Below are 20,113 nucleotides of genomic sequence, written 5' to 3'. Positions count from 1 at the left end.
GAAAAGCTGGCGCACGGCATCGCCCTTGACCAGGCCAAGCACATCTCCGAAGCGCGCGGCGAAGTGCAGCGCGTCATTGAAATCATCGAATCCGCCGCGTCCGCGCCGTCCATGATTCAGGGCGATGTGCTGGATTACGTCTCCACCAACATTTCCGCCCGGGTCGTCCGTCAGCCGCTGGGCGTTTTCGGCGGGGTGGCGCCCTTCAACTTCCCGGCACTGGTGTTCGGCTGGTTCATCCCCTATGCCATTGTGGCGGGCAATACCTTCATTTTCAAACCGTCCACCCAGTCGCCCTACTTCATGCAGCTCATGTGCGAAATCTTCATGGAAATCGGCCTCCCGGCGGGTGTGGTCAACGTGGTGCACGGCAACCGTGACATCCCCGGCTCCTGGTATGAAGATTCGCGCATGGCGGGCGTCTGCCTTGTGGGTTCCACGCCCACGGCCAAGGCCATGGCCGCGGGCTGCGCCAGGGGCGCCAAGCGCTCCATGCTGCTGGGCGGGGCCAAAAACGTGCTGCTCGTCATGGAAGACAGTGATATGGACGTCTTCATCAGCAACTTCCTCAACTCCTGCTACGGCTCGGCCGGACAGCGCTGTCTTGCCGGTTCCATCATCGCCGCGGTGCCGGAAGTCTACGAGGAAGTCATCGAGCGCATGGTGGAAGCCTCCAAGACCGTCAAGGTGGGCGACGCCTTTGATCCCGACGTCTACATGGGACCGCTGATTTCCCGCAAGGCCGTGGAAAATGTGCATCATTACGCGGACGTGGCCCTCAGGCACGGTCAGGGCTGCAAGATGGTGCTCAATCGTCTCAACGTCGAACTGCCGGAAAAGAACAGGAACGGCTTCTTTGTCGGCCCCACCATCATCCGCGATGTGACGCCCTGCAATCCGCTGTTCACCACGGAAGTCTTCGGGCCGCTGGTGGCCACCATCAAGGTGGCGGACATCCACGACGCCCTTGACGTCATCAACGCCTCCGAATACGGCAACGGCGCCTGCATCTTCACCCAGAACATGCACTATGCCGAGCTCTTCTCCCGTGAGGCCGAGGTGGGCATGGTAGGCGTCAACGTGGGTATCTGCGCGCCGCATCCCTATGTGCCTTTCGGCGGCATCAAGGGTTCGCTGCTCGGTACGGACAAGGTGCAGGGCAAGGGCGGCCTGGACTTCTTCACCCAGAACAAAATCACCACGGTGCGTACCTATGATCCCAGGGGCCAAAAGGGACAGGATGCGCCCAAGTCCGCTTCGGTTCGTTCCTGCGTGGCCTCCTAGCGGCCGGGCCTGTCCTCGGGACGTGATGCCGCCGGCGTGACGCCCGCTACGCGGACAGGCTCCGCACATCGTGCTTACGAGGGGCGGGGAGGCCCGTCCTCCCCGCCCGTATCCGCTCTGATACAGCCCATAAGGCGCGTTGCCGCTGGAGGAGACTCGCCCCCGGTTTCAGGATACGCATCCCGACGCAATGACGCCGGCCAGGACCGATTCATGCGGCCGCGCCACATCAACCCGTTCTCTCTGGAGGATGCTCATGGCGAATACCCACCCCTCGCAACGCCTTGAAAAGACGCTCAAGCCCTCACAGGTCTGGGCGCTGGCCCTTGGTTGCATCGTCGGCTGGGGCTGCTTCGTGCTGCCCGGCGACTCCTTCCTGCCCAATTCCGGCCCGCTGGCCACGCTCATCGCCTTTGGCGTGGGCGCGCTGCTGCTCTGCTTCGTGGCCGTGGTCTACAGTTACATGATCGAATACTGTCCCGTGGCCGGCGGCGAATACGCCTATGCCTACATCGGCTACGGGCCGACGGCCGCCTTCATCTGCGGCTGGGCCCTGGTGCTGGGCTATGCGGTCATCATCTGCATCAACATCTCGGCCCTCGGCCTGCTGGTGCGCTTCCTGCTGCCGGGGGTCTTCGACTTCGGGGAGCTCTACACCATCGCCGGCTGGAAGGTCTATACCGGCGAAGTGCTGCTCATGTGCGCGGCCACGCTGTTCTTCGGCATTATGAATTACCGGGGCATCAGCATCGCCGGCACGCTCCAGGTCATCCTCGCCTTTGCCCTCAGCGTCGGCATCCTGCTGCTCTTCTTCGGCTCCACGTCGCTGGAGACCGCTCAGCTCAGCAACCTGAACCCTGTCTTCGCCGAAGGGCGTTCGCCCATGACCTCCATCCTGGCCATCGTGGCCATCTCCCCCTTCCTCTATGTGGGCTTCGACACCGTGCCGCAGGTGGCCGAGGAATTCTCCTTCTCGCCCAAGAAGGCCCGCAACATCATGCTGGCGGCCATCATCTGGGGCGGGCTGCTCTATGCCATGGTGACCTTTGCCGTGGCCATCGCCATCCCCTATCCTGAGATGCTGGCCAACATGGCCGCCCTCAAGGCCAAGGGCGAAACGGCCTGGGCCACGGGCGTGGTCTGCGAGATGGCCTACGGCAAGTTCGGCGCCGTGGTGCTGGCCACGGCCGTGCTGGGCGCTGTTTGCACCGGCATCAACGGCTTCTATGTGGCCACCACCCGCCTGCTGCTCAGCATGGCCCGCGGCGGCATCATCCCTCAGTGGTTCGCGGACATCCATCCCCGCTTCCACTCGCCTTACAAGTCCATCGTCTTCACCATCTGCATCGTGCTGCTGACGCCCTGGTGCGGCCGCGCCGTTGTGGGCTGGATCGTGGACATGTCCGCCGTGGGGACGGCCATCGCCTACCTGTACACCTGCCTTGCCGGCTACCGCCTGACCAGCAGCCAGCCGGCGGAACAGCGCGGCAGCAAGCCGGTGATCTGCATCATCGGCGCGGCCGTCTCCATCATCTGCATCCTGCTCCTGCTGACGCCCGGCTCGCCCGCGCTCATCGGCGCGGCCCCGCGCTGGATCATGCTGGCCTGGATCACCCTTGGCGTGATCTTCTATTTCACCAAGCGGGCCGAATGGAGCAAGATCCCCGAAGAAGAGATGCGCGAACGCGTGCTCGGCAGCCGGGATCTGCCGGTCTTCTTCAAGAAGGACGCCGCATAGCCGGACAGCCATCGGCGGCATGCCGCCGCTCCTCAAGCGGGAGGCCCTGCGGGGCCTCCCTTTTTCATGTCCTGCCGCCGGGCTGTCGTCCCGCCGGGACAAAAAAACCACCCGGCTTGCGGATGGTCTTCGTGCGGAGATACTCAGGCTTGCTGTCCGCTGCCCTTCGTCCGTCCTGGCGTCCGCCCCTGCCGTCTGGCCAGGGCCAGCAGCTGGGGAGCCAGCATGACCAGCAGCACGGAGCCGCAGATGAGCCCCACGCCGGAAAAGACCGCCGCCGTACAGGGCTCATGAAAGACGAGGATACCGACCCCCACGGCCGTGAGCGGCTCCATGACGCCGAGCACCGAGGCCAGGGTGGAGCCGATGCGCTGCACGGCCAGCACCAGCGTCAGATTGCTGAGCAGAGCCGTGATGATGGCCAGCCCCAGCACATGGAGGAGCTCATCCCAGGAGACGAGCAGACGGAAACTGTCGGTCAGCAGGGCGCTGAAAAAGGACATGACGGCCCCGAAGGCCAGCACCCAGAAAGTGACCACCAACCCGCTCGGGCCGGGCCTGCGGGTGACGTGCAGGCCGATGATGTACAGGGCGTTGCAGAGGCTCGACAGCAGCGCCATGACAAAGCCCAGCAGGGAGATCTCGCCGCTGGTGCTGTCCCCGCCGAGCATATAGACCCCGGCCACGGCCAGGGCGATGGAAATGGCGGTGATCCACGAGAAGCGCTCATGGAAGAAGATGACCATGATCAGCATGACCTGTACGGGATAGAGGAACTGGATGGTGGAGGCCATGCCGCTGGGCATGTGGCGGAAGCTCCAGAACAGGAGCAGCGCGGCCAGCAGGTAGAAGAGGCTCGACAGACAAAGCCCGCCCAGCATGGGCAGCGGCGCGCTGAAACGTTCGCCGCGCAGACGCAGGATAAGACCGAGCGTCACGGACGCGATGAGGAACCGATAGAACAGGGCACATTCGGCGCTCATGCCTCCCTTCATGAGGGGGATGCTGAAAAAGGGGATGAGGCCGAAGGTCGCTGACGAAAACAATCCGAAAAAGAAACCCATATCCGTGCACCTCCGCAGCATTCGGGGGGAGTGTGCCGAAAACGGCAGCCGTCGGCAAGGGGAAAGTTCTTTTTTTCTCAAGTTTGTTTTTCGGCTGGTGTGGGCCTGCTTCCCGTCAGGAAAAACGTCCACGCAACCTGCCCGCATTGCAAGGCATGCGCCCCTGTGGCATACTGCGCCGCGTGCCGCACGGCGCAGATTCAGCGGAAAACCGTCTGCCCAGCCCGTCTTTCCGGGACATGCGATACCCGCACACGGCTTCCGGCGGAACGGTTTCGTATCCAGAGACCTTTCACCACAGGGAACGCCATGATCAGCTTGCAAGATTCTCCCGTCGTCGTCGATGACGGACACCTGCTCTCCGAAGAGGAAGCCGCCGCCCGCGGCATCGACTGCGCGGCCGCCCGCGGGGCCACGCTGGCCCATCGCATCCTCTCGGCCCACAATACCGCCCCGGAAGGGGATACGACCCTCCGTCTGCGCTTCGACGCCCTGGCTTCCCACGACATCACCTATGTGGGCATCATCCAGACGGCGCGGGCCAGCGGCCTCAAGCGCTTTCCCGTCCCCTACGCCCTGACCAACTGCCACAACAGCCTGTGCGCCGTGGGCGGCACCATCAACGAGGACGACCATCTTTTCGGCCTGACGGCGGCCCGCAAGTACGGCGGCATTTTCGTGCCGCCGCATCTGGCGGTCATCCATCAATATGCCCGCGAGATGATGGCCGGTTGCGGCAGGATGATCCTCGGGTCGGACAGTCACACCCGCTACGGCGCGCTGGGCACGATGGCCATCGGCGAGGGGGGGCCGGAGCTGGTCAAACAGCTGCTCGGCAAGACCTATGACGTGCCCGCCCCGGAAGTGGTGCTCATCTGGCTGGAAAATGCGCCGCAGCCCGGCGTCGGCCCGCAGGACGTGGCGCTGGCCATCATCGGCGCGGTCTTTGCCGACGGCTTTGTGAAAAATCGGATCATGGAGTTTGCCGGGCCGGGCGTGGCGGGCCTGTCCGTGGAATACCGCTGCGGCATCGACGTCATGACCACGGAGACCACCTGTCTTTCCTCCATCTGGGTGACGGACGACAAGGTGCGCGATTACCTCGCTCTGCATGGCCGCGAGAGCGACTACGCGCCCCTGCGCCCCGAAGGCCCGGCCTGCTATGATCGCCTCGTGCGGGTCGATCTGGCCGCCGTGCCGCCCATGATGGCCCTGCCCTTCCATCCGAGCAACGTCTACCCCGTGGCTGAAGTGGCCCGCCACGGCGAGGAACTGCTCGCCGCCGTGGAAGCCGAGGCCGCGAAGCAGTTCGGCGCGGCGGGCGAGGGCCTCAGGCTGCGCGAAAAATTCCATGACGGCGGCCTGTGGACGGATCAGGGCATCATCGCCGGTTGCGCGGGCGGCTCCTTTGAGAACTGCTGCATGGCGGCGGCCATCCTGGACGGACAGAGCACGGGCAACGGCGAATTCTCGCTCTCCGTCTATCCGGCCAGCGAACCGCAGGCGCTGGCGCTGGTGCGTAACGGGGCCATCGCCAAGCTCATGGAAGCGGGCGCGGTCATCAAGAACGCCTTCTGCGGCCCCTGCTTCGGCGCGGGCGATACGCCCGCCCACGGGGCCCTCTCCATCCGGCACTCCACGCGCAACTTCCCCAACCGCGAAGGCTCCAAGCCCGGCAACGGGCAGGTGTCCGGCGTGGCCCTCATGGATGCGCGCTCCATCGCCGCTACAGCGGCCAACGGCGGCCGCCTCACCCCGGCCACGGAACTGGACTGGGACAGCCCGCGCCTCAAGAACATAGATCTGAGCTACCGTTTCGATCCGCTGGTCTACGGCCGCCGCGTCTACAACGGTTTCGATCACCCCGAACCGGACGCCGAACTCAAGCGCGGCCCCAATATCGCGGACTGGCCGGCCATGAGCGCCCTGCCGCCGCATCTGCTGCTGCGCGTAGCCTCGGTCATCACGGACCCGGTCACCACCACCGATGAGCTCATCCCCTCCGGGGAGACTTCCTCCCTGCGCTCCAATCCGCTCAAGCTGGCGGAGTTCACCCTGTCGCGCAAGGACCCGGCCTATGTGGGACGCGCCAGGGAAACGCAGGCCGTGGAGACGGCCCGCCTCGCTCAGGACGAGGCTACCGTCCGCGCTGCGCTGGAGACCTGGTGCGCTCCCTTCCGTGAGATCGAGCCCGCCCTCTGTGAAGCCATGCTGGCCGACCTGTCCCGCATCGGCGTCGGTTCCGTGGTCTTTGCCCGCAAGCCCGGCGACGGCTCGGCCCGCGAACAGGCGGCCTCCTGCCAGAAGGTGCTGGGCGGCTGGGCCAACATCGCCGTGGAGTACGCCACCAAGCGGTACCGCTCCAACCTCATCAACTGGGGTATGCTGCCCCTGCTGGGCGGGGCGGAGCTGGCGGAGAGCCTTGCCGTCAATGACTGCATCCTGCTGCCCGCCGTGCGCGAAGCCGTGGAAGCCGGGGCCGCGGAGATCGCCGGCTGGATACTGCCCGCCGACGGCGGCCCGGCCCGGCCCTGCACCTTCCGCCTCGGTGATCTGACGGACGATGAACGGCAGATCATCCTCGATGGCTGCCTGATCAACTTCTACAATCGGTAGGGGCTGCTGACACCATTCACTGTCTGCTGTGGGGAGGGGAACCCCGCCGACGCTGGCGGGATTCCCCTTCCCCAAGCCCCCCTTCCCCAGCGCGCTTTTACCGATGGACGGGAACTTTCCCAACGGGAGCATATCCTGGCTATGCGGGGAACATATGTGCAAGTCCTGTCTTTTTGCCCTTCCTCTGCTGCTGGCGGCCCCTTTGTACACGCCGAAGGACACGCTGACGGCACAAAAAATATGCCGCCCCAGGCTGAACAGGCTAGGTCTATGACACAGGCCGGGGAAGCGACCATCACGGCAGCACAAGCCAGGGAGTGCATCCGGAAACGGTTTTCGCGATTTTTGCAGGAGATCAGTGAGGAGCATCTCTCCTTCCGCGTGGGAGACATCGTTGCGGAAACGCCGGATGCCTATATCATCGAGGGATATCTTGTCCTCACGAATGATGCGGAAGAAAAGTATTGGGGAGCCGTGCATAAGGTGTCGGGAAAGTGCGGCCTCATCCATCCTCCTTTCGGACCGCGAATAACACCCGAATTCCTGAGCAGTTTTTCCTGGGATCGCTGGCAGGTCTCTTTTTAGAGCAATTTCGGTTTGAAACGCGTTGCGTTTCAAACCATACGGCCTGTCGTTTCGCGGAAAAAGCGCGGTTTTTCCGCTCACTTTGGGCCGGGCGGCGCGGTGCCGCCGCCTCGCGTTTCACCTTTTTCAAAGGTGAAACACTCTAACGCCTTTTCCGTGTGAAACGCTTTGCGCCCCGATCTTATGGCCTGTCGTTTCGCGAAAAAGCGCGGTCTTCCGCTTGGTTTGGGTCGGCGGCGCTGCGCCGCGCCTCGTATTTTGCCTTTTGCATCGGCAAAGCGCTCTGGCGACCATGCCTGGTGGGCGGCACGGCGCGGCAGTCCCGGCAGCGGCTCAGGCATACGACACAAACGGGGGACGTCCGCACTGGCGCGATAACGTCCCCCGTGATGTTTTCAGATGTTCCCCTGTACGAAGAGATGTCACCCGCATGAAGGCTTCCGCCCGGCGGGCCACAGCCCGACGTTACGGAACCGCTCAGGCGAAGCTTACGGTCTTGCCGGGCGTCATGTCGATGCAGCGACAATCCGGGGCGCGCAGGGCCAGTTCCCGCTTGAATTCGTCCGTACTTTGCGCCAGTACCGGGAAGGTGCCCCAATGCATGGGGATGACGCTCTTGCAGCCGAGCAGCGCACAGGCCTGCGCGGCCTGCCGGGCGTCCATGGTAAAGACGCCGCCCACGGGCAGGAGCGCCACGTCCAGCGGATAGAGCTGCCCCCAGAGGGCCATACCGCTGAACAGACAGGTATCCCCGGCATGGTAGACCGTGAGCCCGTCGGGCGTGCGGATGATGTAGCCCGCCGGGCAGCCGGATTCGCTGGAATGGAAGGCCGGGATCATGGTCACGGCAAAACCGGCGTGCTCCACCGTGCCGCCCATGTTGAAGCCGATGCCGTTGAGCAGCTGCTCCTGCGGCACGCCCTGTGCGACCAGTTTTTCCGCCGTACCCACGATGGCCCCCAGCATGGCCCCGGTCTTGCGGCAGAGGTGTACGGCGCTGCCCACATGATCCGCGTGATCGTGCGTCACCAGCACGATGTCCAGCGGCCCCAGGCCGTCCGCATCCGTGCCGGAGGCGGGCGTCAGGAAGGGATCGACACAGAGGCTGCGGCGTTCGCCGTCCACCTCGCTGCTGATGACGAAGGCCGAATGGCCGTACCAGGTGATGCTGCTCATGATTGCTCCTTGTGTGCGGTCGTTTGCGGGACAGAGACGCTGCCCCAGCGTCCGAGGGGATGGTCGATGGATAGCTGATCGAGGATGCGGCCGCAAAACTGCTCGAGCATCTCGTCCAGCGTACGGGGATGCAGGTAGAAGCCCGGCGAAAAGGGCATGATGACGGCTCCGGCCTCCTGCAGGGTCAGCATATTGCGCAGATGGATGCGGGAGAGCGGGCTTTCCCGCGTCACCAGCACGAGCGGACGCCGTTCCTTGAGGCAGACGTCCGCCGCCCGTTGCAGCAGATTACCCGTGACCCCGGCCGCCAGCGCGCCCAGCGTATTCATGGAGCAGGGCGCGATGATCATGCCGTCGTGCCGCCAGGAACCGCTGGCCGGGGGCGCGGCCATGTCATCCGCCGCGTGCACGACATGCGCCAGCCGGATAAGCTCGTCGGGCTGCGGCCCACCTTCCGCCCTGAGGACGGCCTCCGCCCCCGGCGAGACGATAAGGTGCAATTCCAGACCGGGCAGCGCCCGGCACAGCCCCAGGAAGCGTAGAGCCAGCGGCATACCGCTGGCGCCGCTGACGCCGAGAAGAAGGGTTTTGCGAACCGTCATGCTGATAGTATAGGGGAGAACGCCTTGTCTTGACAGCCTGCGGCGCAAGATTTTTTCGTTGACAAGACCTGCCGGGGAAGGCATTGTAATGCCCTGCGCGCCCGTAGCTCAGTTGGATAGAGCGTTGGCCTCCGGAGCCAAAGGCCACAGGTTCGAATCCTGTCGGGCGCGCCAGAGATTTCAGGGAGTTGCAGCTATAAAGCTGGAAGTCCCTTTTTTTGTAACCTGGTTCGGGCAATGCGGTCGGATGCCTTATCACACAGGAAAGAGGGATATGTCACAAGCTTTCACGTCGGAAGTAAACATTGACAACATGTTCATTACAACCTTGCAGCCGCGCGGGACGGAGAAGGATTGCGGGTTTGTCTCTGGTTATTGCATTTTGGGTACCGGCCCCATTTCTTCCTTGCTGTCATCCATAACGGATCTTTTGGGCATGAGGTCCAACGCATATTCAGAAAAAGCCAAGGAAGCGGAAAGAACCGCATTGGCAATGATGAAATATGAAGCCTTGCAGCGCGGGGCAAATGCTGTGTATGGCGTACGGATCAGTCTTACCGAGGCTACTTCGGGTAAGGGGATGCTGATGGTGTCCGTTTCCGGTTCCGCCATGATCGTGGGATAGAGCACTTTATCATTGAAAAAGACATGACGCCTGGGGCAGCGCCGCGCGTCTGCTCCACAGTGAACGGAAGAGCCGCTTTTTTCCACGAAGCGGCAGAGCGCATGATGTGAGGCGCGAAGCGTTTCAAACTGAAAATGCTCCAGATCCCCACAACATCCGGATGCGACCAGAGCAGATGCCGCCTCCGCATCGGGGGCTCCCACAGGACACGGAGCGGACGGCGTGACGTCCGCTGCCGAATATATCGGAAATCAGGCCCCGCGCTGTGAAGCGCGGGGCCTTTCGTTTTCCTGTTCAGGCGTTTTGCCCTTGAAAAAACATGACGCGAGGCGGCAGCACAAGGCCGCCCGGCCAAATGTGAATGGAAATCGCGCTTTTCCGCGAAACGACAGGCCGCCGTATGGTGTGAAACGCTCTATCGTTCGGCCGCTTGCCGCTGTGCGTCATGATGCGCACGGTGGCGGGCGATGTCCTCCACCGTACAGAGCGGCAGGCCGTGCCGCCGGGCATAGGCAGCCGCCTCGTCCCGCCGGGCCATACGGCCGTCGGGCAGGGTCAGCTCACAAAGCAATCCGCAAGGACGCAACCCCGCAAGCAACATGAGATCGATGACGGCCTCCGTGTGTCCGCGCCGCTCCAGCACGCCGCCGGGCCTGGCCCGCAGAGGGAATACATGGCCGGGGCGACGCAGGTCGGCGGGGCGGGCCTGCGGATGGATGGCCGCCTGTACCGTACGCAGCCTGTCGGCGGCGGAAACGCCGGTGGTCACGCCTTCGGCGGCCTCGATGCTCACGGTGAACGCGGTCTGCTGGCGATTGGTATTCCGCGCGCACATGGGCGGCAGATCCAGACGCGCGCAGGCCTCCGCCGTCAGGCAGAGGCAGACGATGCCACTGCCGTCCCGGATGAGCCGGGCCATTTGCGCCTCGGTGCAGGATTCGGCGGCATAGATGATGTCCGCCTCGTTTTCCCGGTCTTCATCGTCGAGGACCAGCACGCCTTCACCGGCGCGCAGGGAGTCAAGCGCGGCCTGCAGTCGCTGTTCGGGAGAACGGACCAGGAAATCGGCGGCAGCGTCCGGCGACGCCTGCCCTGTGGCGGAAAGGGGATCGGCAAGGGGAAATGGGGAAAGCTGATGCATAAACCAAACTCCACGGTTTGATGTACGACATCAGGGCGCGCAGCCAGACACGGCACGCGTGTCCGCTGCCGGAAAAACTCTTTCATCCGGACTGTTACCGTCGGCACCGGATTCTCACCGGTTCTGCTGACCCTCGTGCGAGGCGCTCGCGGGCTTGTGGCGCGGCCCACACGACCACACCCATCACCGCCGGTGGGGACTTGCACCCCGCCCTGAGTTGCCCCATGTCTAGCATGGCTTCCATAGCGGGGCAAGTCGGGCGGGATCCCGCTCCCCACGTACCATCTCCCGCACCGACGGGCTCACGGTCTCGACGCTCCCGGCTGTGTCGAGGCTTGTTGCAGGCGGATGACGGGCCGTTCGGCATCGCTCAGTCCGGCGTAGTATCCGCGCAGTATTTCCAGCACTTCAGGACGGCCGAAGTGGTCGGGCACGGGCTGGCCTTCCGAAAGCAGCTTGCGCAGGCGAGTACCGGAGAGGATGACCCGCTCTTCCGGTCCGTGCGGGCAGGTTCGCAGACTGGCCATGCCGTCACAGGCCGTGCAGTAGAAGGTCCAGTCCAGCGGCAGGGCCTGCGTGTGCAGGCGCTTGGCCGGGTCGGACGACTGCGGGATATGCCGGAAGATCTCCTGCGCCTCGAACAGACCGTAATAGTCGCCCACGCCCGCGTGATCCCGTCCCACGATGAGGCGGGAAATGCCGTAGTTCTGGCGAAAAAGCGCGTGCAGCAGGGCCTCGCGCGGACCGGCGTAGCGCATGTCCAGCGGGTAGCCCGCCTGGATGACGTGTTCCGGCACGAAATACTTCCGCACCAGCACGTCGATGCAGCGCAAGCGTACGTCCGCCGGGATATCGCCGGGCTTCACCGCACCCACCAGCGAATGGATGACCACGCCGTCGCAGATTTCCAGCGCGATCTTGGCAAGGTATTCGTGCGAGCGATGCATGGGGTTGCGCAATTGCAGGGCCGCCACGTCGCGCCAGCCGCGCGCTTGCAGCGCCTCGCGCAGGGGCTGCGGATCAAGGATCAGATCCGGGAACCGCTCCGCCATGCGGCTGCGGGCCAGCACGCGCAACGTCCCGGCCACATTGTACGGCTGTTGCGCCAGCACCATCTTCACGCCGGGATGGTCGGCTGGGGCCGTCTCCCAGAAACGTTCCGAGGCCGGGCCGTGTCCCCGGAATACCTGCTCGCATTCCCGGCGGCGGTCCTCGGCCGTCAGCGGCCAGACTTCCGCCACACTCAGGACGGCCAGACAACGCCCCTCGCGCCAGAGAGCCGCTTCTTGACCGGGACGCAGAGAGGTCGCGACCTCTTCCGCCACGTCCAACGTGATGGGAACGGGCCAGAAGGTCCCATCCGCCAGCGTCATGTCCCGGCAGACGCTTTGCCAGTCCTCCCGCCCCATGAAGCCGCACAGGGGCGAAAAGGCCCCGTTGCCCAGCATGAGGATATCCCCCTCGGCGCGGGAACTGACTTCGATGCGCGTCAGCGAAGGGACGCGGGCCAGCAGTTCCGCCGCTTCTTCCGGAGAGGCCTGACAGGCTCTCAGGCCCCGCCCACCATGCGGAGGCGGCAGATGGCCGACGACTGTTTGCGGAGTGGATACACGGGGATCAGACGGCGATAGGGCATGGGACATGGCAGGACCTCCTCACGGATGACATACGTCGATCCTGCCAGACTTGCCGGAAAAAAGCGAGCGGAGCTTGTCCGATGTCGAAGGGTCAGCTTTGCGTGGATCACGCCTTTTCCCGGACGTGCGAGATGCTGGCCCAAGATAAAAGCGCGCTGGGGAGGGGATGGGGGGCTTGGGGGGAAGGATGACGATAACGCCTTTTCTCGCTTCGCTGCGAAAAGGCTGGGCCTCCCGCGCAGGCGGCGACCGAAAGGCGGCCGCAGGCCGTGCCCGTTAGGCGACGCAGGAGCCTTACGGGCATCGACAGCAGAGCGCGACCGAAAGGCGGCCCGCAGGGCCGTGCCTGTTAGGCGACGCAGGAGCCTTACAGGCATCGACAGCAGAGCGAGGGGTTCCCCTTCCCCCCAAACAAACAACGAATAGTATCAACAGGCCCTAATCGTTCTCGCGTTCGCTTTCCTCGTCCGCGCCGCTGCGGCCGCCGTGACTGTCCGGCGCGGGCGTGCTGCGGCGGGGGCGTTCGCGCAGGCGGCGGGCAGGTGCGGCCTTGCGGGCCGTCTTGCTGTCGGCGGCCTTTTCGGCCACAGCGTCCGCCGTCGCCGCGGACGGAGCGGCGGCAGGGGCGGCTTTTTCCGCCGCGGCCTCTGTGCCGGATTCGGACGCGGCCGGACGTGCGGTGATGGCGCGCAGCTTGCGCGTCTGCAGACGCCGCAGCACGAATTCCTGCGGCTTCATCCCCTCCGGCACGGCGGAGAGCGGGAACTCGGCCCGCGCCAGGCGCCGGTGACCTCCGGCTGATCCTACGTCATAGAAGCAGGCGTCAGCCATGCGGCCGATATCACGGCTGCCGTCACCACGAAAGATGACCACCACCGTATTCTTTGCCACGATACCGCTGACGGCTATCCAGCGCAGACCATGCACGCGGGTGAAGAAGTCCGCCACGGCCACAAGCAGATCGGAGCTGCTCACATCATTCAGCCAGGCCTGCGCCCCGGCCCCTCGGCAGTCCACCAGCGAACGGAAGGCGCGACTGAAGAGCGGCAGCCACTCCCGCAGGTATTCACTGCGCAGGATGCGCCGCAGGATAGCGGTATCCGCATAGCGGGAAAGCCACTGATACGCGCGGAAATCATCCTCGCCGCCGCTACGCTCGAAGGCGGCGGTATCGGTACGGATGCCGTAGAGCATGGCCGTGGCCAGCAGGGGAGCGGGCGTGATGCGCAGGCCCTGCAGGTAGCGGGTCATCATGCTGCAGGTCGCGCCCACATCGGGGCGCACGTCGTAAAGCTGCGCGCCCTCGTAAGGCTCCGGCGGCAGGGGATGGTGGTCGATGACCAGACTGAAGGGGATGTCCTTGAGGCTGACGTGATGATGCGGCTGGGAGTCCACCACGGCAAAGCGATCGTAGGAGGCGGCCTTTTCGGGCTGCCACGCCTTCACCGGGATGTGGAGGTAGCGGATCATGGCCAGGTTGTCAGGCCGCGTGACCTCGTTGACGCGCATGATGTCCACGGCCTTGACCCGGTGCTGCATGATGCGCTTGAGGGCCATTGCCGCCGCCAGCGCATCCGGATCGGCCACGATGAGGATGCACCAGCGTTCTTCCTTGCTCAGGGTGTGCCGCCATTGACGCATGGCTGCGACAAGCGGCGATGTGGCGCTCATGCGACGCTCCTGCTCTGCTTTGCTCGTGACGGGAGGGCTACGCTATGCAAGCACGCAGCCGGGCCAGCACGGGCAGGGATTCTTCCAGCGCCCGCCAGCGGAAAATCTCCAGCAAGTGGACAGCCTGTGCGGACAGGCGCGGCATCAGTTCCCGCAGCAGGACATGTTCCTCGTCCGTGAGGCGGGTCAGCGCGGCATGGGCATCCCGCCCACAAGGCGCGCTCCAGTGCAGCAGGGCCGCACGCGACGGCAGGGCGCTTGTCCGCAAGGCATGTTGAGCATAGCCCAGAAGATGCCCGACGTCCAGACAGAAGCCCAGCCCCACCTCATCCAGAAAGCCTTCGCCCAGCTCCAGCACATCGCAATTATAGGTATTTTCCAGCAAAAGCGGCATATCGTGATATTCATGCCAGAAACGGGAAGCGTGGCGCAGCAGCTCCTGCCGCACCTCCGTCGGAGCGTTGGGGGCATGGAGTACGGCGCAGCGCGGCGAAAGGCAGACGATCTTGTCCAGAAGGCGCTGCACACAGCCCAGCGCGGGACGGCAGGCGGCCGCCGAGGTCGTTTCCGGCCACGGCAGATCAAAGGGCAAATGCACATGCCAGCGCAGCGGCAACTCCCGCAGATCCGGCGGCAAGTCCTTTTCCGTATAGGCCAGGCAGGCGGCATTCTCGAAAAAGCAGAGCGCCACCTCTTCCACCCGACCGGCCAGGAAACGGACGTTCCCGGCGATATCGTCCGGCATGACGAAGGACGGCGCGGCTACCGGCGCGGGCGAAGACGGCAGGGGGGGGAGGGCGTCCTGTTCCGTACTCATCTTCCTCCTCCCACGTCGCTGACCGCCGCCATGCAGGGGGCGGGGGGCAGGGCCTCCAGCGCGTTGCGCCAGCGCAGCAGGCGGCGGGCAAGCGCCGGTGCGGCCATATCGTATTTGTCGTGCGCCGCGGCGCGCAGGGTGGCGTACATGTCCTCAGCCAGCAGGATCTCCGCCTCTCCGGGCATCTCACCGGCTGTCGGAGCGCCTGCGGGGGAAGCGCCTCCCTCCTCAGCTCGGACGGCGGGCGCGGCGGCATGATGCCGCAGGCTCGCGTCCAGGAAGCTGTCGCGAAAAACACGCAGGGCGTCTTCCCGTACCGGGCGGCCCAGATGCCGAGCCAGCCGCCGGAGCTGCGCTTCCGGCGCACACAGCAGGGTGTCGTAGTCCACCACGAAAAGAGGCAGCCCCGTACTGCCTTCCAGAGCATCCAGCGTATGGTAGAGCCAGAGCCGCCAGCTCTGGGCCGCCGGGAACCCGTTGCGCGACGTGAGCGACGCGGCGACGTGGGCCGGATGGCGCAGGGCAAGGCAGACGTGCAACGAACAGCCCGCGGCCAGGAAGATGGGCCGCCAGAAGGTCAGCAGCCGACTCATGCGCGGTTCCTTGAAAGCCAGCGGCGCGGGCAGGGCCGCGCCTTCCTCCGCCGCCTGCCTGTCGGCAGCCTCGCCGCGCTCACGGACGAGCGCCAGCGCCGCCTGCCCGTATTCCGAGGTAGCCAGCCCCCGCAAGCGCCCCTGCATGTCACGGAAGCTCACCGGGCTTTCCCAGCTTGCGCCCAACTCCTTCAACAGGACCCGGTTGCCCGCATTGATGTCGGCATCCTCGAAAAAGCCCTTGGGATTGCAGGGGTGGGCCGGGAGCAGGCGTTCCCCCAGGCTTATGCCCAGCACGGGCAAAGCTCTGGCCAGCACGCTGGTGCCGCTGCGATGCATACCCAGCACCAGCGTGAGATGGCGTTTTTCCTGCGGCGTCATCAGGCCATGATCTCCTGACCGCTCCAGCCATGTTCCTGAGCGGCGGCACGGGCCGCAGCGCCGCCCAGTACGCAGATCACGCCGGCCTTGGCCACTTCCTCCAGCACGTCCGCCATATCGAGGAAATCTCTGGCCGTGGTGGACAGGATCTCGTCACGCATCCGCTGGCGCGATTCCTCCGTGTCGCCGGACAGGCGACGGGACAGGGCCTGCGCGCCGCGCGCATCCGGCAGGAGGTAGGTATCCAGATCCCCTATGGCGCCCACGATGGCCCGCTCAAGCTGGTCGGCATCGGGAGCGTTGGCCCGCAGGAAGGCAGGCAGCTCGTCATAGGCGCGCAGGGTCTCTTCCACATTGGGATCGCGATAGGAGGCCAGCACGAGGTTCCCGCCCAGACGGTCCAGCGTGCACATGGCCCCGTACGCGCCGCCGCGTACCCGCACCCGCTCCCAGAGATAGCCCATGCGCAGGGAACGCAGCACCACGCTCATGGAGCCGCGGTACGGATAGCCCAGATCGATGAGATTGGCCGCCTTGCCCACATAGTTGACCTGCGCGGGCGCAAAGAAGGCTTCGGCATCGGGCAGATCCAGCGGCTGTACGAGCACGGGATCGCCCGTCCGGGCGTCCGGCAGGCTGCGCAAAAGCCGGGAACCTTCTTCCTCCACACGGCTCAGGGCGGCGCTCTCGCCGGTCACGTCGAGCAACGCGCCCGGTCGGGCCACCACATGTTGCCGCAGACTTTCCAGATCGGCCAGCACGCCCTGCGGATCCCGCTCCAGCCGCTCAAGGAGACGGCGCACCTCCTGCAGATAGCTCAGGCCGGACGTACGCTCGGCCAGGCGTCCCAGTTCGGTGAAATGGGCCCGCAGGCGCAGCCCCACAGCCGCATGGCCCGCAGCCACGAGGCCATGTTCCAGCCGGGCCTTGTCTTCCAGCAGCATCTGCCCCATGCGTTCCAGCAGCACGCCGTCGTCCCGCAGGGGCTCCAGCAGGATCTCCCGGAAGATGTCGAACAGATCGGGGATCTTCTCCTGCACGGCCTTGCCCATGACGCCCAGATAGCGCACGGCCTTCCGGTCTTCCCGATGCGTGGTCAGCACCATGTCCGCGCCCACGCCGCCGGTCTTGGCGGCCATGTGCGCGCCCAGCTCCGTAAAGTTACGCCGAGCCGTCCCGGCCTCGGTCAGGCAACGGGCAAAGAGAGGCACAAGCGGTTGCAGAGCGTGCGGTACCGTATCCAGCGGCAGCAGCAGGCCCACATAGGCGATGCCCTGCGTCGGCAGCTCATGACAAAGCAGGGTGTTGCCCGAAGGCAGGCTCCGGTCGGCGCAGGGCAGGGGCGTATTGCGCAGCGGCATGTCCGCCACATGCAGGTTGGGGATGGTGGCCAGCGCCTCGGGGCTGTCGGGGGCCTCCTGCGCCGCCTGCAGCCGGGTCGTCTCGCTGACCAGCCGCTGCCGGGCCTGCGCATCGCAAGCCTCCTGCGCCGCCCGCAGCCGGGCGGCTTCGGCCTCCAGCCGGGCCTTTTCCAGTCCGTGATCCGGCAACAGCACCACGGTGGCGCGGTGCGCGTTATCCAGAAAATGCGTGCGGATGGCCTCCTCGAACAGCTTCTCACCGGCGGCAAGGCGCTCCTTGATGGTCGCCAGCGGCGCTTCCCAGGCCAGCGCGGCCAGCGGATCGCCGTCATACAGCCAGGTGGACAGCGCCTGTATCATGGCCGCCAGACCGCGCGGGAAGCGGCCGGAATTGTTCTCGCGGTAGGCGAATTCCACACTGTTGACGGCGGCCTCCACAGCGGCGGCGGGGATGCCCTCCTCCACGAGGGTGGCCAGCGTTTCAAAAATGAGCAGTTCGGCCTCCGGCACCTTGCGCGGATCCACGCCCTTGAGGCCCGTGGAGTAGTACATCTGCCGCAGGTCCGTCTCCAGACCGCAGCCGGTGGTGTCCTCGCCCAGACCGGAGGCGATGAGCGTCCGCCGCAGCGGAGAGCCGGGCAGCCCTTCCAGGATATGCTCGAGCATCTCCATGAGCAAAGCCTGATAGACGTCGCCGCGTTCCCCAAGCAGCCAGTTGATCGTGAACAGGGCGCGCTTCTCGCCTTCGGCCGCGGCATAGGGCACCTCGATATGACGGGGCGTCTCGCGGCGCGGCTGCAGGGGCACGGCCGAATCCACCGGCCGGGCGGCATAACCGTCCAGCACCCCGGCCACACGGCGCAGGCGTTCTTCTTCGGGGTCGTCCCCCCAGAAGAAGAACCGGGCGTTGGAGGGATGATAGTAGCGGCTGTGGAAATCCCGGAAAGCCTCGTAGGTCAAGTCCGGAATCACTTCGGGATTGCCGCCGGAGTCCAGACTGTAGAGCGTGTCCGGAAAGACGGCCTGCTGGCTCTGTTCCGCCAGCACGGAGTCCGGCGAGGAATAGGCCCCCTTCATCTCATTATAGACGACGCCCTTGTACGACCACGGCTCGTCGGGGGACTCGGCCTCGATGTGCCAGCCTTCCTGCCGGAAGATGTCCTCGCTGATGCGGGGATGGAACACCGCATCCATATAGACATCCATAAGATTGTAGAAGTCCTGCAGATTGGCGCTGGCCACGGGATAGCAGGTCTTGTCCGGGAAGGTGAAGGCATTGAGGAAGGTCTGCAGCGAGCCCTTGAGCAGCTCCACGAACGGTTCCTTGACCGGGTATTTGTCCGAACCGCAGAGCACGGAATGCTCCAGGATATGGGCGACCCCCGTGGAGTCGGCCGGCGGCGTGCGGAAACTCACGCCGAAGCATTTGTTTTCGTCGTCATTGCTGATGGAAAGCAGTTGCGCTCCGGTCACGACATGCCGCCAAAGGCGTGCCGTACCGTGGACTTCCTGCATGGCGCGTTCGGTGAGGAGCTCAAAGCCGTGTGTCTTCATGTGTCGTCCTGTGGGCTGTGCGCGTCCCATCCTGCGGATGGGGATATCGCGTAATGTCAAGTGGAGGCAGTATACGGATTGTGCCGCGCTTTGCAACGCCCGCCCCCTGCCCATTTTCTGGACAGGTGACAGCCCGGAACGGCGCATCTGTCCATTTTTTATACAGGCGACGACGGATATTCCCCCTTTTTGCCCCGCTTTTCGGCTGGCACGCCGATGCATGTGCCGGAGCAACATTTTCTCCCGTGGGTAGAGGAGGTCCCCCATGACACGCAGACAGTTTTTTGCCGCCCTTGGCCTTTCCTGCGCCGGTCTGGCGCTCATGCAAACGCTCCCCGGCACGGCGGAGGCCCGTAACGGCGACGGTACCGGCCCTGACGGCAACGGTCCCCGTTCCGGTCGGGAGTGCGACGGCAGCGGCCCCGGCAACGGCCCGCGCGACGGACGCGGCCGCGGGCAGGGCCGCGGACAGGGCGGCGGCAATTTCCGGTCCCGGAATAATGGCGCGGGCGGCTACGGGCCGTGCGACGGTTCCGGGCCCGGCAACGGCCCCCGACAGACCGCCCCTCGGGGATAGCGCAGTCCCCACCGCACTCCGGCCGCCGCCAGAGGCGGCCATGCGGGGCGCATCCTCCCTTGCGCTGTGAGGCGCCCGCTCTCCGGTCGCAGGCCAAGGCTCCCTTGTCTAAGGGAGCCTTTTGTCGTCCTTGTCCGCCGGACTTGCGGGCCGATCCTCCAAAAGACGACCTGCCGTCCGCGCCGGTCCCTTCATATGCCATTCCCGCAAGCCCTGTTGACGCCATTTGCCGTTTGTTTGGGGAGGACCTGGACTGTGCGGAGAAAGCAGTCAGGACATCGACCTGCCTCTTGCCATTTTTCCGCATCCGGGCTAGATTGCCGCGTTCATCAAGCACACTCCGGCAGCGGCCCGGGGTGCCTGCCGGGGCGGCGCATCGCCGCGCGGCGGGTTGCAGGGTCAGGGCCGGGGTGGAAGACAACAACCCTTTGGAGGATCGAACAATGGCTTATGTCAGCATGAAGCAGATGCTGGAGACCGGCGTGCATTTCGGGCATCAGACCCGTCGCTGGAACCCCAAGATGCGTCCCTACATCTTCGGCGCCCGCAACGGCATCCATATCATCGACCTGCAGCAGACCGTGAAGCTCTTCCGCGTGGCCTACGACAAGGTCGTGGACACCGTGGCCAAGGGCGGCAAGGTGCTCTTCATCGGCACCAAGCGTCAGGCTCAGGAAGCCGTGGCCACTGA

The 20,113-nt window shown here is 65.1% G+C and carries 16 protein-coding genes, 1 tRNA gene and 1 riboswitch; of the genes, 8 read left to right on the top strand and 9 right to left on the bottom strand.

What is annotated here, in order from left to right:
* On the top strand, positions 1–1,284 hold a 1,284-nt coding region (locus Q0K00_RS07850), incomplete at its 5' end, for an aldehyde dehydrogenase family protein (RefSeq protein WP_297228411.1).
* A gap of 256 nt (positions 1,285–1,540) precedes the next feature.
* Positions 1,541–3,022: an APC family permease gene (locus Q0K00_RS07845; RefSeq protein WP_297228410.1), complete on the top strand. Its 1,482-nt coding sequence runs from the start codon at positions 1,541–1,543 to the stop codon at positions 3,020–3,022.
* A gap of 143 nt (positions 3,023–3,165) precedes the next feature.
* On the opposite strand, the gene Q0K00_RS07840 is transcribed toward Q0K00_RS07845, so the two are convergent.
* A complete protein-coding gene (locus Q0K00_RS07840) occupies positions 3,166–4,086 on the bottom strand; it encodes a DMT family transporter (RefSeq protein ID WP_297228409.1) in 921 nt (306 codons plus the stop codon).
* A gap of 309 nt (positions 4,087–4,395) precedes the next feature.
* Here Q0K00_RS07840 and Q0K00_RS07835 point away from each other — a divergent pair, with 309 nt between their 5' ends.
* Positions 4,396–6,702 (top strand): hydratase, encoded by a 2,307-nt coding sequence (locus tag Q0K00_RS07835; RefSeq protein WP_297228408.1) that lies wholly within the window; start codon positions 4,396–4,398, stop codon positions 6,700–6,702.
* Between the two features lie 270 nt (positions 6,703–6,972).
* Positions 6,973–7,287 carry a hypothetical protein gene (locus Q0K00_RS07830; RefSeq protein WP_297228407.1) on the top strand — a complete coding sequence of 105 codons (315 nt, stop codon included), beginning with the start codon at positions 6,973–6,975 and terminating at the stop codon, positions 7,285–7,287.
* A 477-nt stretch (positions 7,288–7,764) separates the two neighbouring features.
* On the opposite strand, the gene Q0K00_RS07825 is transcribed toward Q0K00_RS07830, so the two are convergent.
* Entirely contained in the window at positions 7,765–8,466 is a 702-nt protein-coding gene (locus tag Q0K00_RS07825; protein WP_297228412.1) for a metal-dependent hydrolase, read from the bottom strand.
* A complete protein-coding gene (locus tag Q0K00_RS07820; protein ID WP_297228406.1) occupies positions 8,460–9,065 on the bottom strand; it encodes a UbiX family flavin prenyltransferase in 606 nt (201 codons plus the stop codon). The genes Q0K00_RS07825 and Q0K00_RS07820 overlap by 7 nt, the downstream gene beginning before the upstream one ends.
* Before the next feature lie 97 nt (positions 9,066–9,162).
* On the opposite strand from Q0K00_RS07820, the gene Q0K00_RS07815 reads away from it, so the two are divergent.
* Positions 9,163–9,239 (top strand) — tRNA-Arg (locus tag Q0K00_RS07815).
* 100 nt (positions 9,240–9,339) lie between these two features.
* The gene (locus Q0K00_RS07810; protein WP_297228405.1) at positions 9,340–9,690 is read left to right on the top strand and encodes a heavy metal-binding domain-containing protein; all 351 of its coding nucleotides are present in this window, start codon (positions 9,340–9,342) and stop codon (positions 9,688–9,690) included.
* 415 nt (positions 9,691–10,105) lie between these two features.
* Here Q0K00_RS07810 and ribB read toward each other — a convergent pair whose 3' ends face one another.
* From ribB to Q0K00_RS07780, 6 genes are all read right to left on the bottom strand, one after another.
* Complete coding sequence (gene ribB / locus Q0K00_RS07805) at positions 10,106–10,831, bottom strand: 3,4-dihydroxy-2-butanone-4-phosphate synthase (RefSeq protein WP_297228404.1); 726 nt, start codon at positions 10,829–10,831, stop codon at positions 10,106–10,108.
* 70 nt (positions 10,832–10,901) lie between these two features.
* A riboswitch (FMN riboswitch) is annotated at positions 10,902–11,055 on the bottom strand.
* 78 nt (positions 11,056–11,133) lie between these two features.
* Entirely contained in the window at positions 11,134–12,474 is a 1,341-nt protein-coding gene (gene sat, locus Q0K00_RS07800) for a sulfate adenylyltransferase (RefSeq protein WP_297228403.1), read from the bottom strand.
* 432 nt (positions 12,475–12,906) lie between these two features.
* Positions 12,907–14,139, bottom strand: a complete 1,233-nt coding sequence (locus Q0K00_RS07795) for a DHH family phosphoesterase (RefSeq protein WP_297228402.1) — start codon at positions 14,137–14,139, stop codon at positions 12,907–12,909.
* A gap of 37 nt (positions 14,140–14,176) precedes the next feature.
* A complete protein-coding gene (gene cbiR, locus Q0K00_RS07790; protein WP_297228401.1) occupies positions 14,177–14,956 on the bottom strand; it encodes a cobamide remodeling phosphodiesterase CbiR in 780 nt (259 codons plus the stop codon).
* Positions 14,953–15,930: a glycosyl transferase family 1 gene (locus tag Q0K00_RS07785; RefSeq protein ID WP_297228400.1), complete on the bottom strand. Its 978-nt coding sequence runs from the start codon at positions 15,928–15,930 to the stop codon at positions 14,953–14,955. The genes cbiR and Q0K00_RS07785 overlap by 4 nt, the downstream gene beginning before the upstream one ends.
* Positions 15,930–18,845, bottom strand: a complete 2,916-nt coding sequence (locus Q0K00_RS07780) for an insulinase family protein (protein ID WP_297228399.1) — start codon at positions 18,843–18,845, stop codon at positions 15,930–15,932. The genes Q0K00_RS07785 and Q0K00_RS07780 overlap by 1 nt, the downstream gene beginning before the upstream one ends.
* Positions 18,846–19,110: 265 nt before the next feature.
* Between Q0K00_RS07780 and Q0K00_RS07775 the strand changes: the two genes are divergently transcribed.
* Together Q0K00_RS07775 and rpsB are read left to right on the top strand one after the other, a co-directional pair.
* Positions 19,111–19,422: a hypothetical protein gene (locus tag Q0K00_RS07775; RefSeq protein ID WP_297228398.1), complete on the top strand. Its 312-nt coding sequence runs from the start codon at positions 19,111–19,113 to the stop codon at positions 19,420–19,422.
* Between the two features lie 443 nt (positions 19,423–19,865).
* Positions 19,866–20,113: 30S ribosomal protein S2 (rpsB, locus tag Q0K00_RS07770; protein ID WP_297228397.1), on the top strand; the 248-nt coding region annotated here is incomplete at its 3' end.

Origin of the sequence: uncultured Desulfovibrio sp. (genome assembly GCF_944327235.1) — a bacterium.
Classification (GTDB): Bacteria; Desulfobacterota; Desulfovibrionia; order Desulfovibrionales; family Desulfovibrionaceae; genus Desulfovibrio.
Note: the sequence above shows the minus strand (reverse complement) of the source record. Positions and strands in the feature narration are given on the sequence as shown.

Bases quoted from the DNA above. Each gene is read 5' to 3' on its own strand.
- Q0K00_RS07835 (WP_297228408.1), top strand. From the start codon at position 4,396: ATGATCAGCTTGCAAGATTCTCCCGTCGTCGTCGATGACGGACACCTG.
- Q0K00_RS07785 (WP_297228400.1), bottom strand. From the start codon at position 15,930: ATGACGCCGCAGGAAAAACGCCATCTCACGCTGGTGCTGGGTATGCAT.
- Q0K00_RS07820 (WP_297228406.1), bottom strand. From the start codon at position 9,065: ATGACGGTTCGCAAAACCCTTCTTCTCGGCGTCAGCGGCGCCAGCGGT.
- Q0K00_RS07810 (WP_297228405.1), top strand. From the start codon at position 9,340: ATGTCACAAGCTTTCACGTCGGAAGTAAACATTGACAACATGTTCATT.
- Q0K00_RS07795 (WP_297228402.1), bottom strand. From the start codon at position 14,139: ATGAGCGCCACATCGCCGCTTGTCGCAGCCATGCGTCAATGGCGGCAC.
- Q0K00_RS07845 (WP_297228410.1), top strand. From the start codon at position 1,541: ATGGCGAATACCCACCCCTCGCAACGCCTTGAAAAGACGCTCAAGCCC.
- Q0K00_RS07775 (WP_297228398.1), top strand. From the start codon at position 19,111: ATGACACGCAGACAGTTTTTTGCCGCCCTTGGCCTTTCCTGCGCCGGT.
- Q0K00_RS07840 (WP_297228409.1), bottom strand. From the start codon at position 4,086: ATGGGTTTCTTTTTCGGATTGTTTTCGTCAGCGACCTTCGGCCTCATC.
- ribB (WP_297228404.1), bottom strand. From the start codon at position 10,831: ATGCATCAGCTTTCCCCATTTCCCCTTGCCGATCCCCTTTCCGCCACA.
- sat (WP_297228403.1), bottom strand. From the start codon at position 12,474: ATGTCCCATGCCCTATCGCCGTCTGATCCCCGTGTATCCACTCCGCAA.
- Q0K00_RS07830 (WP_297228407.1), top strand. From the start codon at position 6,973: ATGACACAGGCCGGGGAAGCGACCATCACGGCAGCACAAGCCAGGGAG.
- cbiR (WP_297228401.1), bottom strand. From the start codon at position 14,956: ATGAGTACGGAACAGGACGCCCTCCCCCCCCTGCCGTCTTCGCCCGCG.
- Q0K00_RS07780 (WP_297228399.1), bottom strand. From the start codon at position 18,845: ATGAAGACACACGGCTTTGAGCTCCTCACCGAACGCGCCATGCAGGAA.